Here is a 16,878-nt window from a genome sequence, read left to right on the forward strand (position 1 = left end):
CGTCCCGCTTCACTCCGCACGTCCCGCACGAACGAAGGCCACCCCTATGTCCACCGGCACTCCGCTGACCCGGCTTGCTGACCGTCTGAAGCAGCCCTTTTCCCGGGCTGCCGTGCCCGCGCGGCTGCACCCCTCCGCCGTCTGGGCCGAGGCCCGCGGCACCGCCGCCCTGGCGCTGGCCCCCGCCGCCCGGCTGGTCCGCGATCGTTTCCGGCGGCACGTCCAGCCGGTCCTGGCCGTGGTCAGTGTCCTCGGCTGGGCCGTGCTGGCCGGCTCCGTGCTGCTCTGGATCCTGGGCCAGGCCTACGGCTGGGCGGAAGCGCAGGCGGCGGCGATCGCCGCGTTCGTGCTCTTCGTGCTGGCCGTCGGCTTCATCCTGGGCCGGTCCTCCTACGGCGTCCTGCTGGACCTCGCCCGGATGCGGGTGGCGGTGGGGGACAGCGCCGTCGGCAGCATCGCGGTGTCCAACACCTCGGCGCGGCCGCTGCTGCCCGCCGCCCTGGAACTGCCGGTGGGGTCCGCGACGGCGGTGTTCCACCTGCCGCGGATGAAGCCGGCGCAGGTTCACGAGGACCTCTTCACCATCCCCACCGCCCGCCGCGCCGTGATCGTGGTGGGTCCGGTCCGGTCCGTGCGCGCCGACCCGCTGCACCTGCTGCGCCGCCAGGTGCTCTGGACCGAACCGCGCGACCTGTTCGTGCACCCCCGCACCGTGGCCCTCGCCGGGTCCGCCGCCGGCTTCATCCGCGACCTCGAGGGCATGCCCACCACCGAACTCTCCAGCGCCGACGTGTCCTTCCACGCGCTGCGCGACTACGTGCCGGGCGATGACCGCCGGCATATCCACTGGAAGACCACGGCCCGGACCGGCAAGCTCATGGTCCGGCAGTTCGAGGAGACCCGCCGCGCCCACCTGGCGATCTCGCTGTCGACCAACACGGACGAATACGCCTCCGAGAAGGAGTTCGAGCTTGCCATCTCCGCCGCCGGATCCATCGGCCTGCAGGCCATCCGCGAACAGCGCAACCTCGACGTCCTCACCCAGCAGGGCCCGCTGCGCTGCGAGACCGGCCGCAACATGCTCGATGACATGACCCGGATCGTGGGCGCGTCGCAGCGGAAGACCGCCGTCGACCTCGCCCGGACGCTCGCCGATACCGTCCCGAACGCCTCCGTGGTGTTCTTCATCGTCGGCAGCAACGTCACCCCAACGCAGCTGCGCTCCGCGGCCGCGTCCGTGCCGCCGGGCGTCCGCAGCCTCGCCGTCCGGGTCCAGGCCGGCGCCGCCCCCTCCCGCGCCAACATCGCGGACCTGACCGTCCTCACCCTCGGCGACCTCGCCGAGCTCGCCATCGTGCTCCGAAAGGCGGCCGCATGAGTGCCACCCCGCTGCGCCGCGACCGCAACCCCGCCAGCCGCAAGCCCGCCACCCGTTCCGCCGCCACAATGTCGGGGTTCGGCGACGGGCAGCCTGCCTGGCACTACCTGCTCGACGCCGGCGTCCTCACCGTGCTGCTGGGCCTGGGCGTCCTGGGCTTCAGCCTCAGCTTCGGCGGCGACCCGTACTACCTCGTGGCCGGCCTCGGCGGCGTCCTGCTGGGCCTCGGCGTCGCAGCCGCCTCCGTGCACCTGCGCCTCGGTGGCCTCGCCACCGCCGCGCTGACCCTCGCCGCCTACCTGGTCTTCGGCACGGCGCTGGCGGTCCCGGGCGCGGCCTTGGCCGCCGTGCTGCCCAGCCTGGAATCGCTCCGGACCCTGCTGACCGGCATCGTCTTCGCCTGGAAGGACATGCTCACCGTGGGCGTGCCGGTGGGGACCGCGGGTGGCACCCTGATCGTGCCGTTCCTCAGCTCGCTGCTCACCGCCCTGGCCGCGGGGCTGTTGATCTGGCGGCTGAAGAACCCGTACTGGCCGCTGTTGCCGGTCCTGGTGCTGTTCATCACCGGGATCGCCTTCAGCACCAACGCCGTATTCCTGACCGTGGAGCGCGGCACCGCCCTGACCGTGATCGCGATCGCCTGGGCCACCTTCCGCCGGGACGCCCTGCGCCGCAACAGCACCCGCACCGTCTCGGTGAACCGGCCGGACGCGGACCCGGCCGCGGCCCGTGCCGCCCGGCTTCGGCGCCTCGGCACCGCCGCCGGCGTGATCGCCGTCGCCATCGGCACCACCGCCGTGACCTCCCCGCTGCTCACCGGCGGGGACGATCGTCGGGTGCTGCGCAACGCCGTCGTCCCGCCGTTCGACCCGAAGGACTACGTCACGCCGCTGGCGAGCTTCCGGAACTTCGTCAAGGACAAAAAGGACGACAACCTCTTCCTGGTCAAGGGCCTGCCCAAGGACGGCCGGGTCCGCCTGGCCGCGCTGGATTCCTTCAACGGCACCAACTACTCCATGGATCCCAACGGCTCCGGCAGCTTCAGCAAGGTGGGGGACGCCAAGTCGCTGAACACCCTCGCCGACTCGTCCGGCGTCGTGCCTACCCGGGACTACACCCTCGACGTGACCATCGGGGACTACCAGGGCTACTTCCTGCCCGGCGGCCGGAAAACCACCGGTATCAGCTTCACCAACGACGGCTCCGGCGCCGCGTCCGGCCTGTACTTCAACTCCGGCACGGACACCGCCGTCACCACCAGGGGACTGGCCAAGGGCGACTCCTACAGCGTCCAGGTGGCCGACCCGGTGATGCTCGAACACGGGCAGTTGACGCAGTACGACTTCGCCAAGGACTCCCTGCCGGACCCCGAGGAAGTCCCGCCCGTGGTGGGGTCCCAGGCGAACGACCTCGCCGCGGACGCGCCCACCGCGATCGACCGGGTCCGGCAGATCGAGGCCCACTTCCAGAAGAAGGGCGCCTTCAGCAACGGCCTGATCGACGACGGCCAGCTGCCCAGCGTCTCCGGCCACAGCTCCAACCGCATCCGCGCCCTGCTGACCGCCAAGCAGATGCTCGGCGACGACGAGCAGTACTCCGTGGCGATGTCCCTGATGCTGCGGCACCTGGGCATCCCATCCCGCGTGGTGATGGGCTTCTACCCGGACCCCAAGGGCCCGGAAAACGGCGCCGGCCAGGTGCAGATCACCGGCAAGGACGTCCACGCCTGGGTCGAGGTGGCCTTCGACCGCGTCGGCTGGGTGGCCTTCGACCCCACCCCGCCCAAGGACAACGTCCCGATCCCACCTGACCCGGAGAACAAGTCCAAGCCCAAGCCGCAGGTGCTGCAGCCGCCGCCCCCGCCGCAGGAGCCGGCCGAGCTGCCGCCGGACTCCTCCCCGGACGCCCTGGACGCGGATGAGAAGAAGAACAACCCCTGGCTGTTCTGGGGACCGCTGCTCTCCGCGATCGGCGTCGCCCTCATCCCGGTGGCCGTGATCGCGCTGCCACTGCTGCTGATCGCCCTGCTGAAGTCCCGGCGGCGAAAGGCCCGCTTCACCACCGGCAACCCCTCCCAGCGCGTGGGCGGCGGCTGGAGCGAGGTGCTGAGCCTGGCCACCGACCTGGGCGCCGGCGTGGACGGCCGCGCCACCCGGCGGGAAACCTCCGCGGTGCTCGGCGAGGCGTTCCCCGCCAGCAAGGGCACGACGACGCTGCTGGCCCACCGCGCCGACGCCGCCATCTTCGGCGCGGGCGAACCCAGTGAGGACCAGGTGCGCCAGTACTGGGAGATCGTGGACGGGTCGCTCAAGGAAATGACCGGGACGATGGGCTTCTGGCGGCGCCAGCAGGCGAGGTTCTCGCCCCGGTCACTGCTGGCCGAGGGCCGCGCCGCGCTTACGCTGCGCAGCCTCAGGCCGGTGCTGCCCGGCAGGAAACGGGCCGGCCGGAAGTCAGCTAGTACAGTGGAGCCCGGTCCGCCCCAGGAACCACAGTGACGCTTCAGGAAGACCCGCACCGAGCCATGACCGACGCCAGCCGCTGCCCGCGCTGCCAGCAGCCGATCCGCCCGGGCGCCACATTTTGCCCCGCCTGCGGGACGCCGCTGGCCAACCGCGCCGCCCACGCCGTCCCCTCCGCCCCGCGGAGTGTCCCCGGACCCGGTACTATCCCGGTAGCGCCAAACAGTCCGGGCGGCGCGACATCACGGGACGCCCGGACGGCCGGCGCTGACGTCCACGGACCAGGGGGAGGTACCGCGTTGCCGAACAAGCTTGAGCTGGTTCCAGCGACCGCGCAGCGGCGTCTGGGGGCCGCGGTGCTGGACTGGACGGGCCCGGTGGCGGTCCTGACGATCCTCTTCGCCGTCGGGTTCTCGCAGGTCACCCGCACCCGCAGCAACGGAACCATCATCTACAACACCTCCTCGCTGGTGTTGTTCGGCGGCATCGGACTGGGCATCGCCGCGGTGTACGTGATCGTCCAGGCGGTGCTCGAGTCCCGTTCCGGCGTCACCCTGGGCAACCGCGTGCTGGGCCTCCGGACCGCCGACGCCGACGGGTACGCCCCCGGCGGCGGCGCGGTGTTCCTGCGCGGGCTGATCACCGGGGCCGGGGTGCTGCTGGCCGCCGTGGCCGCGGTCCTGGTGGTGGTCTTCCAGTGGTTCGGCGCCGCGCAGTGGATCCTCGGGGCCGCCGTCGTGATTGCCGCCGTGTGGGCCGTCCTGGTGGTCATCTCCAACCGGTGGGACAAGAACAACGGGCTGCGCGGCTGGCACGACGCCGCCGCCAAGACCCTGGTGTTCGACGTCGCCGCCGGACGCAACCCCATCACCACCGGCGGGATCCAGGGCCCCTACAGCTTCGCCCCGCTCGACCTGCCGCCGGTCCAGCAGGTCGCCTCGCCCGTCGCGGGTGCCGCCCGGCTGAATGCCCGGCCTGCGACTGCTGCACCTGCACCTGCACCCGCCCCGGCCCCGGCGGCTGAACCCGGTGCCGCGGCGCCCGCGCCCGCCGCCGTCCCCGCTTCCGCCGGGTTCGCCCCGATCGAGGCCGTCCGCAGCACGCCTGCGAACAACCGCGCCTTCGGCGTCCACCCCGACGACGATCATGACCGCACCCAGGTCCGCGGCGACTCCTCCGCGCCGATCACCCTCGCCATGCTGAGGATCCGGATCGACGACGGCCGGGAAATCGAGCTCGACCGCGCCTCGCTGATCGGGCGCAACCCCGCCGGCCACCCCGGCGAGGACGCCGTGCAGCTGATCCCCGTGGCCGACCCGGGCCGCTCCATCTCCAAGACCCACCTGCACCTGCAGGCCGGCGACGGCGGTATCTGGGTGACCGACCGGAACTCCACCAACGGCAGCGCCGTCACCACCCCGGACGGCATCCGCACCGCGCTGGCCCCCGGAGAGCCCACCCACGTACGCCCCGGCTCCACCGTGCACTTCGGTGACCGCTCCTTCTACCTAGGACAGGCATGACAACACAGCCGTCTCCCGTTCCCTCCGCCGAAGCCCCCGTGGGTGCAGCCAGCAGCGCAGCAGGCAGCGCCCCCAGCGGTGTCCCCGGCGATGTTCCCAGCCTCCGGCTCAACTGCGGCTACGGCACGGACCGCGGCCTCCGCCGTGAGATGAACGAGGACTCCTACATCGCCGCGGACCCGGTCTTCGCCGTCGCCGACGGCATGGGCGGACACGAGGCCGGCGAAATCGCCAGCGGCATCTGCGTCCGAACCCTCGCCGGCATCCCGCAGCTGGCCACCGGGGAACGCGACGCCACCGCGGCGGGCCTCCAGCAGTACCTGGTCCAGGCGGACGCGGACATCCGCGAGGCCACCGGCTCCCGGGCCGGCACCACCCTCACCGGCGTCGTGGTGGTGGAACAGCGTGGCGTGCCGTACTGGCTGGTCATGAACATCGGCGACTCCCGCACCTACCGGCTCAGCCAGGGCAAGCTCAGCCAGGTCAGCGTGGACCACTCCGAGGTCCAGGAACTCGTCGACGCCGGGGAGATCACCAAGGCCGAGGCCGCCGTGCACCCCCGCCGCCACGTGGTCACCCGGGCGCTGGGCACCGGCGACGAGACCGAAGCGGACTACTGGCTGCTGCCCGTGGAGGAAGGCGACCGGATGCTGGTCTGCTCCGACGGGCTGAACGGCGAGCTCGACGACGAGCAGATCGCCGGCATCCTTGCCGGCGAGCCGGACCCGCAGGCAGCGGTGGACCAGCTCATCCAGGCGGCGCTGCGCAGCGGTGGCCGCGACAACGTCACCTGCATCGTGGTGGACGCCAGCAACGTGGCCGGCGACGGCGGCGCCCACACCGCCCCGCGCACCCCCGGCGAGGCCGAGGACGAGAACACGCTCCCGCGGCCCGAACTGGTCGACACCGACGTTCTCCCGGCCAGCATTTCTGAAACGCAGGACATCACCGCCGACTCCGCCGCGACCGAGGTCCTGGACGTGGCCCCCGACGGCGCGGTGGCCGACACCCCGGACCGGGACAGCCATGGCAAGCGCTGACGCCGCAGCGGCTCACGCTGCTGAGGATCGGGCACAGCTGAGCTACCTGCCGGGGGACTGGCTGGGAATCGTCCGCGGCGGCACCGTCGTGCTGCTGCCGCCGGATACCGGCCGGTCCCTGGTGGAGCCGCTGTGGGCGCTGCTCGGCCGGTCCCCGGAAATCCACGAGGTGCTCGACGCCGTCACCGCAGCCTCGGGCGGGTCGCTGTTCCGGCTGCCGTGGTTCGGCGTGGTGGGCCTGGCGGCGCCCCTGCGGGTGTTCCTCCGCGGCGAGATCGACCTGACCGTCCGGCTCGACGGCGGCACCACTACCGAACTCAGCGGCCGCGACGTGACCACCTGGACCGAGCGCCGGCTGCCGGCGGCTGAGAATTTCGAGGCCGTACTGCCCGCGGCCGGGGGTGACTCGGCTGCGGCCGCGACTGCGACTGCGGCCGCGGAGCGGCTGCCGCTGGCCGAGGGCGTCGTGATGCTCCGGGGGCTCGTCTGCGCGCTCGACGGCGGGACGCCCGGGACGATGCAGACCCCGGCAGCGGCGGCACCAGCGGCTGCGGCACCCCGCGACGAGGTGCTGCTCGCCGCCGCGGCGGCGGATGTCGAGGCTGAGCTGGCCGATGAGGCCGATGAGGCCGCAGACGTTACCGACGACCGGATTGAGGCTGAATCCGGCGACGCCGGCAGCTCTGCCGACACCGTGCTGGAACTGCCGGAGGATCTGGCACCCGCGGAGTCTGAAGCGGCCGATGCCGCAGCCGCCGCTTCTGAACCTGCCGATGCCGCAGCCGCCGGCCAGGATGTGCCCGAGGCGCCAGAACCCGCCGAGGCCGAACCCACCAGCAGCTACGACCACCTCTGGGAACGGACGGTGCTGCGGACCATCGAGGACGCCGCCGTCCGCGAGGACCCGGATGCCGACGGTGAACCCGCGACGGCCGCGGCCGAACCCGCCGCGGAACCGGAGCCCGCCCCCGAACCGGAGCCGGTTTTCGCCCCGGAACCGGAGCCCGCGCCCGCCCCGGCCCCCGCGCCGCCCGCCGTGCCCGGGGGCCTGATCGATTCGGTGCCCTGGGCCACCGGCGGCGACCGCGCGGCCGCCGCCCCCGCGCCGGCTCCTGCTACTGCACCCACGCCGCGGGCCCAGCAGGGTCCGCCGTCGTTGATTCACGCCTTCGCCCGGCCGGACACGGCCCCGGAAAGCCCCGCGTCGGCGTCGCTGGCTCAGCCCGCCGCCGGCGATACCGACCACGACGGCCAGACCATCATGAAGAGCGCGCTGCCCGGCAGGGGAGCGGCCCCGCTGCAGTCGCCCCCGGAGCCGGCTCCCGGCACGGGCCCCATGGTCCTGGCCCGGGTCTGCCCCCAGGGCCACGCCAACCCGCCCACCAGCGCCGCCTGCGCCTACTGCGGCCAGGCCCTGCCCGGCGACGGCGTGCAGGTCCGGCGGCCGCGCCTCGGCCGGGTCCGGCTCTCCACCGGCGAACTGATCGACTTGGACCAGTCCCTGATCATCGGCCGCCAGCCCTCGGTCTCCCGGGTCCAGGGCGCGGTCATGCCCCGCCTGATCCAGGTGGCCAGCCCCGGCGGCGATATTTCCCGCTCGCACGTGGAGGTCCGGTTGGAGGGCTGGCACGTGATGCTCTGCGACCTCAAGGCCACCAATGGCACCGTGCTCCTGCGTGAGGGCCAGGCCCCGCGCCGGCTCGCCCAGGGCGAGATGGCGATCGTGTTCGACGGCGACATCGCCGAACTCGGTGACGGCATCCAGCTGCGCTTCGAGGAGCTGCTGTGAACGCCAAACGCCCCGCCGCGCCGCCGCCCACAATCCCCGGCTTCAGCTACGTCAGCCTGCTGGGATCCGGCGGCTTCTCCGACGTCTACCTCTACGAACAGGACCGTCCGCGCCGCAAGGTGGCGGTCAAGGTACTGCTCTCGGATTTGAAGACCGAGGGCGCCCGCCGCCGGTTCGAGTCCGAGGCCAACCTGATGGCCCAGCTCTCCTCGCATCCCTACATCGTGACGATCTTCGAGGCCGAGATCACCGACGCCGGCCACTCCTACCTGGCCATGGAGTACTGCTCCCGGCCCAGCCTGGACGTCCGCTACCGCCGCCAGCGCTTCAGCGTGGACGAGGTCCTGGCCGTCGGCATCCAGGTGGCCTCCGCCGTCGAAACCGCGCACCGGGCCGGGATCGCCCACCGGGACATCAAGCCCGCGAACATCCTGGTCACCGACTACAACCGGCCCGCGCTGACGGACTTCGGCATCTCCGGCACACTCGCCGGGGACCAGGACGAGGACGCCGGCATGTCCATCCCGTGGTCCCCGCCGGAACAGTTCAGCGACCGCCAGGTCGACGGTGTCCTGGTGGACGTCTGGGCGCTCGGCGCCACCCTCTACACCCTGCTGGCCGGCCGGTCCCCGTTCGTCCTGCCGGGCGCGGATAACTCCCAGCGCGAGCTGATTTCCCGGATCACCAGCATGCCCGTGCCCAAGCTGGGCCGCGCCGACGTGCCCGAGTCCCTGGAACTGGCCCTGGCAACCGCGATGGCCAAGGCCCCGGCGTCGCGGTACTCCTCGGCGCATGCCTTCGCCCTGGCGCTGCAGCGCATCCAGGCCGAACTGAATCTCTCGGTGACCCCCTTCGAGGTCCTCGAGGAACCCCGCGCCGACGAACCGCACCCGGACGACAGCTTCGAGGAGACCCGGGTCCGCAGCATCGCGGCGATCGACCCGGACGCCACCGGGCACGGCCCCACGTTCCCCACCCGGTTCGGCGGGGTAACGGCACCGAACACCGCCACAACGGCTCCCACGACGGCGCCACAGCAGGCCCCGCAGGGTGGGTCCGGCAGCGACACCGTCCGCCGCCCCGCCGGAGCGCCCGCCGCGCCGCAGGGGGCCGACACGGTCCGGAAGCCGGGTACGGTGCCCTCCTTCACGCCGGCCGCCCCCGCGGAGGACGACGACGTCGCGGCCACCGTCAGCCGTTCCAGCCGGCAGGCCTCGGGGGACACTGACGCGGCGGCAGCCGACGCCGTCGGAGACAGCGCCGCCGCCCCCGACCACCGCCGGCGCAACCTGGTGCTCGCCGTCGTCGCCGGCGCCGTCCTGGTGGTGGCCGGCGTCGTCGGCGTCGTGGCCGGAACCACCCGCCCGGCGCCCGCCGCCAAACCCGCCGAACAGGTCAGCCGGCCGCCCGCCGACGCCCTGGACAACGGCACGGTCCCGGACGTGGAGAACCTCACCGGAGCCGTGGACGCGGCCGGGAAGGTCACCTTCACCTGGAAGAACCCGCAGCCCAAGCCGGGGGACAAGTACAAATGGCGGACCTACTCCCTCCAGGGTACGGGGGAGTTCCAGGCGGCCGCCGAACCCAAGGTGCAGGTCGAACCGAATCCCTCGGGGGAAACCTGCATCCAGGTGATGATGGTCCGCGCCGACGGTGCCTCCTCACCGATGGAACAGCCCTCCATCGGCTGCGCCAAGAAACCGTGACTACCACCCGAGAAGGAGAAGCATCATGGGGGACCTAGCGATCGATTTCTGCGGCGAATGGCACGAACCATCCGACGAGGACATCTTCAGCATCGGCCGCGAGGGCGACCTGGAGGTCGATGACAACCCGTACCTGCACCGGCAGTTCCTGCAGATCGCCCGCTACGACGGCATCTGGTGGCTCAGCAACGTCGGCAGCATGCTCTGCGCCACCATCGCCGATGCCTCCGGGGGCATGCAGGCCTGGCTGGCCCCCGGTGCCCGGATCCCGCTGGTCTTCAGCCACACCAACGTCATCTTCACCGCCGGCCCCACCACGTACGAGTTCGCCGTGCACCTGCGCACCCCGTCCTTCCGGCAGGAATCCCGCGGCGAGGACAGCGGGGGCGACACCACCATCGGCCCCGTGGTCTTCACCGACTCGCAAAAGGCCCTGATCGTCGCCCTCGCCGAGCCCATGCTCCGCCGCGAGGGCACCGGCTTCAGCGCCATCCCCTCCTCCGCGGAGGCGGCCAAGACCCTGGGCTGGACCCTGACCCGATTCAACAGAAAGCTGGACAACGTGTGCGACAAACTTGACCGGGTGGGAGTCGCCGGACTGCGCGGCGGCGGCGGGAAGCTCGCCACCAACCGCCGGGCCCGGCTCGTCGAGCACGCCGTCACCTCGCACCTGGTCACCCCCGCGGACCTGGGGCTGCTGGAGACCCAGCGCGGGAGCGGGGACGCATGAGGATCCGGCTGACCCTGCGGCGCGACCCCGCCGAGGCCAAGGACCTGGCCGTCACCGTCGACGGCCTCGCCACCGTGGCGGACATCGCCACCGAACTCTGGGCCGCCGACCCGGCCCGGCGCGGCACCCCCGCGCCGGCGAACCTCTCGCTCCGGATCGAGGAGGCCTTCGCCGCCGGCGGCTCCACCGGCACCGTCCTGAACCGGGAAGACGGCCTGCTCGAATCCGGCCTCCGGCCCGGCTCGATCATCTCCCTCACCCAGGTCAGCGAGCAGTTCGCCGTCCCCGGGGCGAACCGGGGCCCCGCCGCGGCGACCCTGCGGATCCTCTCCGGGCCCGACGTCGGCCGCGAATTCCCGCTGCCCTCGGGCACCAGCTACGTGGGCCGGGACCGCGACGTCGATATCCGGCTGACCGACCCGCTGACCTCCAAGCGGCACGCCCGGATCACGGTGGGCGAGAGCATCGAGATCGTGGACACCAACTCCGCCAACGGGCTGCTGATGGACGGGCTGCCGGTCACCCGTGCCACCCTGACCTCCTCGGACACCGTGACCCTGGGCGACACCACGGTTTCGGTGGTCTCGCTCGGCGGCAGCCAGGGCGCCGCCCCGAGCTCCCCGCTGATCGACTTCAACCGCTCGCCCCGCGTGGTGCCCCGGTTCGAACCGCGCAAGCGCACCGTGCCGTCCGGGCCCACCCGCCAGGAACGCCAGCCCTTCCCGTACATTATGCTGATCGCCCCGCTGATGATGGGCGCCGTGGTCTTCGCGGTCACGCAGAACATGATGTCCGTGATCTTCATGCTGATGATGCCGCTGTTCGTCGTGGGTCACTACATGGACCAGAGGATGCAGTCCCGGCGCGAACGCAAGGAACAGCTCAAGTCCTTCCGCGCCGCCATGGCCGCGTTCCAGGCCGACATCACCGGGCTGCAAAAGGTGGAACGGGCCGTCCGGCTGCAGGAGGCCCCCTCCGTCAGCGACACCGTGGACTCGATCTACAAGCTGGGCCCGCTGCTGTGGACCCACCGCCCCGAACACACCGGCTTCCTGGGCCTGCGCTTCGGCCTGGGCACCGCCCCGTCCCGGATCCAGTTCGAGGAACCGCAGAACAACGAGACCGACCCCGAATTCATGGCCGAGATCCAGGACTGCCTGCACCGGTTCGCCGAGGTTGAGGGCGTGCCGATCGTCTCGCAGCTGCGCACCGCCGGTTCCTTCGGCCTGGCCGGCGCCCGTGGCCTGGTGGACGACGTCGCCCGCGGCATGGTTCTGCAGCTGGTGGGCCTGCACTCGCCGGCTGAGGTGGTCCTCACCGCGATCACCTCCGCCCAGTCCCGGGACCGCTGGGACTGGCTGCAGTGGCTCCCGCACGCCGGCTCCGGCCACAGCCCGCTCGCCGGGGACCACCTGGCCGCCGGTCCGGCCGGCGGCACCGCCCTGCTGTCCCGCCTCGAGGACCTGATCGACCAGCGCGAGGCCGCCTCCCGCGAACCCGCCCCGGCGCTGCGCCCCGGTTTCACCGACCGGCCCGGCGAAACCGCCGCGGAGGTCCCCGCCCCGCAGCTGCCCACCGTGCTGCTGGTGGTCGAGGACGACGCCCCGGTGGACCGCGGCCGGCTCACCCGCGTCCTTGAGCGCGGTCCCGACGCCGGCGTCCACGTGATCTGGGTGGCCGCCTCGGTGGAACAGCTCCCCGCCGCCTGCCGGGACTTCATGGCCGTCGACGGCGAACACGGCACCACCACCGGCCAGGTCCGCCTGGGCCGGCACACCTTCCCGGTCTCCTGCGAGAGCCTCGACGCCGGCCTCGCCGCGCAGCTGGCCCGCATGCTGGCCCCCGTCGTCGACGTCGGCAAGCCGCTCGAGGACGACTCCGACCTGCCCCGCGCCGTCTCCTACGCCACCCTGATCGGCAATGACTTCCTGGACAACCCGCAGGCCGTCGCTGACCGCTGGAGCGAGAACAACTCCGTGCACGCCTCCGCCTCGCCCAACCGCAAGGACAACGGCTCGCTCCGCGCCCTGGTGGGCTCCAAGGGCATCGAACCGCTCTACTTGGACCTGAAGAACGAGGGCCCGCACGCGCTGGTGGGCGGCACCACGGGCGCCGGCAAGTCCGAGTTCCTGCAGTCCTGGGTGATGGGCATGGCCGCCGCGTATAGCCCGGACCGGGTCAGCTTCCTGTTCGTGGACTACAAGGGCGGCGCCGCGTTCGCCGACTGCCTGCAGCTGCCGCACACCGTGGGCCTGGTCACCGACCTGTCCCCGCACCTGGTCCGCCGGGCCCTGACCTCGCTCCGGGCCGAGCTGCACCACCGCGAGAAGCTGCTGAACCGCAAGAAGGCCAAGGACCTGCTGGAACTCCAGCGCCGGGCCGACCCGGAGGCGCCGCCGTACCTGATCATCATCGTGGACGAATTCGCCGCCCTCGCCACCGAGGTGCCCGAGTTCGTCGACGGCGTGGTGGACGTCGCCGCCCGCGGCCGTTCCCTGGGCCTGCACCTGATCCTCGCCACCCAGCGCCCCGCCGGCGTGATCAAGGAGAGCCTGCGCGCCAACACCAACCTGCGCGTGGCCCTGCGGATGGCGGACGAGGACGACGCCGTCGACATCCTCGGCGTCCCCACCGCCGCCTACTTCGACCCGTCCATCCCGGGCCGCGGCGCGGTCAAGACCGGTCCCGGCCGGATCCAGGGCTTCCAGACCGGCTACGCCGGAGGCTGGACCACGGAGAAGCCGCAGCGGCCCCGGATCGACGTCGTGGAGATGGCGTTCGGCTCCGGCCCGGCCTGGGCCGCCCCGGCCGAGGCGGACCCGGCGGCCGAGCAGCCGGCCGGCCCGAACGACATCGCCCGGATGACGCAGAACATCCTGCGCGCCGCGGACGTGCTCGCCATCGAGCCTCCCCGCAAGCCGTGGCTGGACGAGCTGGCCACCACCTACGACTTCTCGCTGCTGCCGAACCCGCGGACGGACGAGCGGCTGCTCCTGGGCGTGGCGGACGACCCCGCGCACCAGGACCAGCCCACCGTGTTCTACGAACCGGACCGGGACGGGAACATGGCCATCTACGGCACCGGCGGCTCCGGCAAGTCCGCAGCGCTGCGTGGCATCGCGATCGCCGCGGCCGTCACCCCGCGCGGCGGCCCGGTAAACGTGTACGGCATCGACTGCGGCTCCGCCGGACTGCGGATGCTCGACGAGCTGCCGCACGTGGGCGAGGTGATCGACGGCGACGACGTCGAACGCGTCGGCCGCCTGCTGCGCTGGCTCCGCGACCTGGCCGACGACCGCTCCGCCCGCTTCGCCGAGGTCCGCGCCAGCACGATCGTCGAGTACCGCAGGCTCTCCGGGATGGCGGACGAGAAGCGCATCTTCATCCTGGTGGACGGCATCTCCGCCTTCCGGGAGACCTTCGAATACAGCAAGCTCTCCGGCCTCTGGGACATCTTCCTGCAGCTGGCCACCGACGGCCGGCCGCTGGGCATCCACCTGGTGGTCACCGGTGACCGGCCCAACGCCGTCCCGGCCTCCCTGCTGGCCTCCATCCAGCGCCGGCTGGTGCTGCGGCTGTCCTCCGAGGAGGACTACCTGTCCATGGACGTCCCGCGCGACGTCCTGGGCGCCGGCAGCCCGCCCGGCCGCGGCCTCCTCGGCGGCCTCGAGGTGCAACTGGCCGTCCTGGGCGGCAACTCCAACCTGGCCGTCCAGGCCCGCGAGGTGCACAAGCTCCGGGAGGCCATGCTGCGCCAGGGCGTCGAACGCGCCCCGCAGATCGAGCGCCTGCCCGACTCGGTGGACCTGGACCTGCTGCCCGCCGGCAGCCCGGACCTGCCCGTGATCGGCGTCGACGACGAGACCCTGCAGCCCGCCGAGATCCTGGCCGAGGGCCCGCTGCTGCTGGCCGGCCCTCCCGGTTCCGGCCGCACCGTGGCCCTGGTGACCCTGGCGCACGCCCTGCGCCGCTCCAACCCGGGCGTGGAGCTGATCTACCTGGGCTCCCGGCGTTCCGCGGCCGCGTCCCTGAAGCTCTGGGACCGGTCCGTGGTGGGCGCCGACGATGTCGACGAGGTGATCGACGAACTGGTCGACTACAGCACCGGCACCCCCGGCAAGCTGGCGATCTTCATCGAGGGCCTCACCGAGTTCACCGACACCCTGGCCGAATCCGGCCTGGGCCGCCTGGTGACCGCCTCGATCAAGGCCGAGCAGTGGGTGGTGGGCGAATCCGAGACCTCCACCTGGTCCTCCGCCTGGTCCCTGGCCCAGCCGTTCAAGTCCGGCCGCCGCGGCCTGCTGCTCAACCCCGGGGACATCGAGGGCGACAGCCTGCGCAACACCTCCCTGGGCCGGGTCAGCGGGGACTTCATCCCCGGCCGCGGCTACATCGTGGGCCGCGGCAAGGTCCGCAAGCTCCAGGTGGCCCTGCCGCCGGAAAACCGGGCCTAGGCGTCCAGCCCTGCCGCCGGGGACGCAGTGGCGTCTCCGGCGGTAGGGTGTGGGCATGACCCGGGTAAGGAATCGGGCGGTGGCCGCGCGGAGGGTGGCCCCCGGCGGCGACACGGCACTGGACAACGCCCTCTTCGTCTTCAGCGGTGTGGCCGCCCTCTGGCTCGCAAGCATCCTGTTTGAGGCGAGCCTGGACTGGAGCCGGGCCTGGTTCGCCGTCGTCTTCTGGGCCGCGCTCGCGTACCTGGTGCTGCCCCGGCTGCACCGGATTCTCACCCGCATCTACCTGCCCGACTACTTCATCGGCCGCGCCCGGACCAGCGACGGCCTGCTGGGGGATCCGGTGAACGTGGCGCTGCTCGGCTCCCCGGCACAGGTCCACACCGCCATGCACCGGGCCGGCTGGACCCTGGCCGACCCCGTCGACCTGGCCAGCAGCCGGCGCATCATCACCGCCACCCTCACCCGCCGCAGCTATGACGAGGCGCCGGTCAGCCCGCTGTTCCTCTTTGGCCGGCAGCAGGACTTCGCGTACCAGCAGGAGGTGGACGGCAACCCGGGGAAGCGGCACCACATCCGGTTTTGGCGCTGCCCGCCCGGCTGGGTGCTGCCCGGCGGTGCCGCCGTGGACTGGGTGGCCGCCGGCACCTACGACCGCTCCGTGGGCCTGTCCCTCTTCACGCTGCAGGTCACCCACAAGATCGAGGAGGACATCGACAGGGAACGGGACTTCGTCCTGGCCAGCCTGCGCGCCGCCGACCCCGCCGTCGGGGTGCGGATCCTGCGCGACTTCTCCTCCGGCTACCACTCGCGCAACGGCGGGGGAGACACCATCTCCACCGACGGGCACCTGCCCGTCGTCGACCTCACCGGGGTCACGGCCGACGCCGGGGCGGTGCCGCCGCCCGCCGTGACGGCCGTCCGCCCGCCCGCGCCCACCCTCTTCGGCGTCGGGCTCGCCGCCCTCCGCGGCCTCGCCGCCCTGGCTCTCGCGGCCCTGATGGCTGTCTCGGACCCGGGCTCGCTGCCGCTGGCGGACCGCGCCGGGGAACAGCTGCCGGTGGTCGTCGCGGTGATCGCCGTGTTCGGCCTGGCCGAGCTCGCGCTGGGCTGGTTCGTGCTCCGCGGCGGCAACCGCGCCCGCGTGGCCACCATGCTGCTGAGCGCCCTGGCCATCATCGCCCAGGCCGTCGACGTGCTCACCGGCGGACCCGCCGTGACCTTCCAGACCAACCTGGTGGGCCTGTCCCTGGACATCCTGCTGATCATCGCCCTCACCAGCCGGCGCTCCCTCAGCTACGCCCGCAAGGCCGATGGGCAGGGGTCCCCATCGACGCTGGCGGAGGCGGCAGGGTAGGTTCTTGGCATAGGAACTTCCGGATCAGCCGGGGGCCGCTGGGGACGCCGAGAGGTTCGGGTCCGACGATCTAAGGAGATTTTTCGCATGGCTATTTGGGGTGCAGATGTTGATCAGCTGAAGGCGCTGGGGTCCAAGCTGCAGGCCGGGTCGCAGGAAATCGATAACCAGAAGTCGATGCTGACCAAGGTCCTGGCGGGCACGCAGTGGATGGGTCCGGACGCGGAGAAGTTCCGCAGCGAGTGGAACGGCGAGCACGTCGCGGCCCTGACCCGGGTGTCCCAGGCGTTGCAGCAGGCCGGCCAGCAGGCGGTCCGCAACGCCACCGAGCAGCAGAGCGCCTCCGCCCGCTAAGAGCTCCGCGAGCACGGCCCGCGCAGGAAGTACCGTCAGGCCCGGACGCACCCGCGTCCGGGCCTGACGCATCCCTCCGCCGGAC

At 72.3% G+C, this 16,878-nt stretch carries 10 protein-coding genes; all 10 read left to right on the forward strand.

What is annotated here, in order from left to right; translation table 11 throughout:
- The first annotated feature begins 46 nt into the window (after positions 1-46).
- The 10 genes from AB0O44_RS10030 (at position 47) to AB0O44_RS10075 (ending at position 16,793) form a co-directional block, all read left to right on the forward strand.
- Positions 47-1,378, forward strand: coding sequence for a DUF58 domain-containing protein (locus AB0O44_RS10030; protein WP_364136982.1), 1,332 nt, complete (start codon positions 47-49; stop codon positions 1,376-1,378).
- On the forward strand, positions 1,375-3,876 hold the full coding sequence (locus tag AB0O44_RS10035; protein ID WP_364136984.1) for a transglutaminase-like domain-containing protein: 2,502 nt from the start codon (positions 1,375-1,377) through the stop codon (positions 3,874-3,876). Before AB0O44_RS10030 ends, AB0O44_RS10035 begins: the two co-directional genes overlap by 4 nt.
- The gene (locus AB0O44_RS10040; protein WP_364136986.1) at positions 3,873-5,363 is read left to right on the forward strand and encodes an RDD family protein; all 1,491 of its coding nucleotides are present in this window, start codon (positions 3,873-3,875) and stop codon (positions 5,361-5,363) included. Before AB0O44_RS10035 ends, AB0O44_RS10040 begins: the two co-directional genes overlap by 4 nt.
- Positions 5,360-6,403: a protein phosphatase 2C domain-containing protein gene (locus AB0O44_RS10045; RefSeq protein WP_364136988.1), complete on the forward strand. Its 1,044-nt coding sequence runs from the start codon at positions 5,360-5,362 to the stop codon at positions 6,401-6,403. The genes AB0O44_RS10040 and AB0O44_RS10045 overlap by 4 nt, the downstream gene beginning before the upstream one ends.
- Positions 6,390-8,192 (forward strand): FHA domain-containing protein, encoded by a 1,803-nt coding sequence (locus AB0O44_RS10050; protein WP_364136990.1) that lies wholly within the window; start codon positions 6,390-6,392, stop codon positions 8,190-8,192. The genes AB0O44_RS10045 and AB0O44_RS10050 overlap by 14 nt, the downstream gene beginning before the upstream one ends.
- Positions 8,189-9,898, forward strand: a complete 1,710-nt coding sequence (locus AB0O44_RS10055) for a serine/threonine-protein kinase (protein WP_364136992.1) — start codon at positions 8,189-8,191, stop codon at positions 9,896-9,898. Before AB0O44_RS10050 ends, AB0O44_RS10055 begins: the two co-directional genes overlap by 4 nt.
- 25 nt (positions 9,899-9,923) lie before the next feature.
- Positions 9,924-10,628 carry a hypothetical protein gene (locus AB0O44_RS10060; RefSeq protein WP_290258450.1) on the forward strand — a complete coding sequence of 235 codons (705 nt, stop codon included), beginning with the start codon at positions 9,924-9,926 and terminating at the stop codon, positions 10,626-10,628.
- Positions 10,625-15,082: an FtsK/SpoIIIE domain-containing protein gene (locus AB0O44_RS10065; protein ID WP_364136995.1), complete on the forward strand. Its 4,458-nt coding sequence runs from the start codon at positions 10,625-10,627 to the stop codon at positions 15,080-15,082. The genes AB0O44_RS10060 and AB0O44_RS10065 overlap by 4 nt, the downstream gene beginning before the upstream one ends.
- A gap of 79 nt (positions 15,083-15,161) precedes the next feature.
- Complete coding sequence (locus AB0O44_RS10070; RefSeq protein ID WP_364136997.1) at positions 15,162-16,439, forward strand: LssY C-terminal domain-containing protein; 1,278 nt, start codon at positions 15,162-15,164, stop codon at positions 16,437-16,439.
- 87 nt (positions 16,440-16,526) lie between these two features.
- Positions 16,527-16,793 carry a hypothetical protein gene (locus AB0O44_RS10075; protein WP_290257160.1) on the forward strand — a complete coding sequence of 89 codons (267 nt, stop codon included), beginning with the start codon at positions 16,527-16,529 and terminating at the stop codon, positions 16,791-16,793.
- Positions 16,794-16,878 lie beyond the last annotated feature (85 nt).

The sequence above is a fragment of the Arthrobacter sp. NPDC080082 genome (genome assembly GCF_040686595.1).
GTDB lineage: Bacteria > Actinomycetota > Actinomycetes > Actinomycetales > Micrococcaceae > Arthrobacter.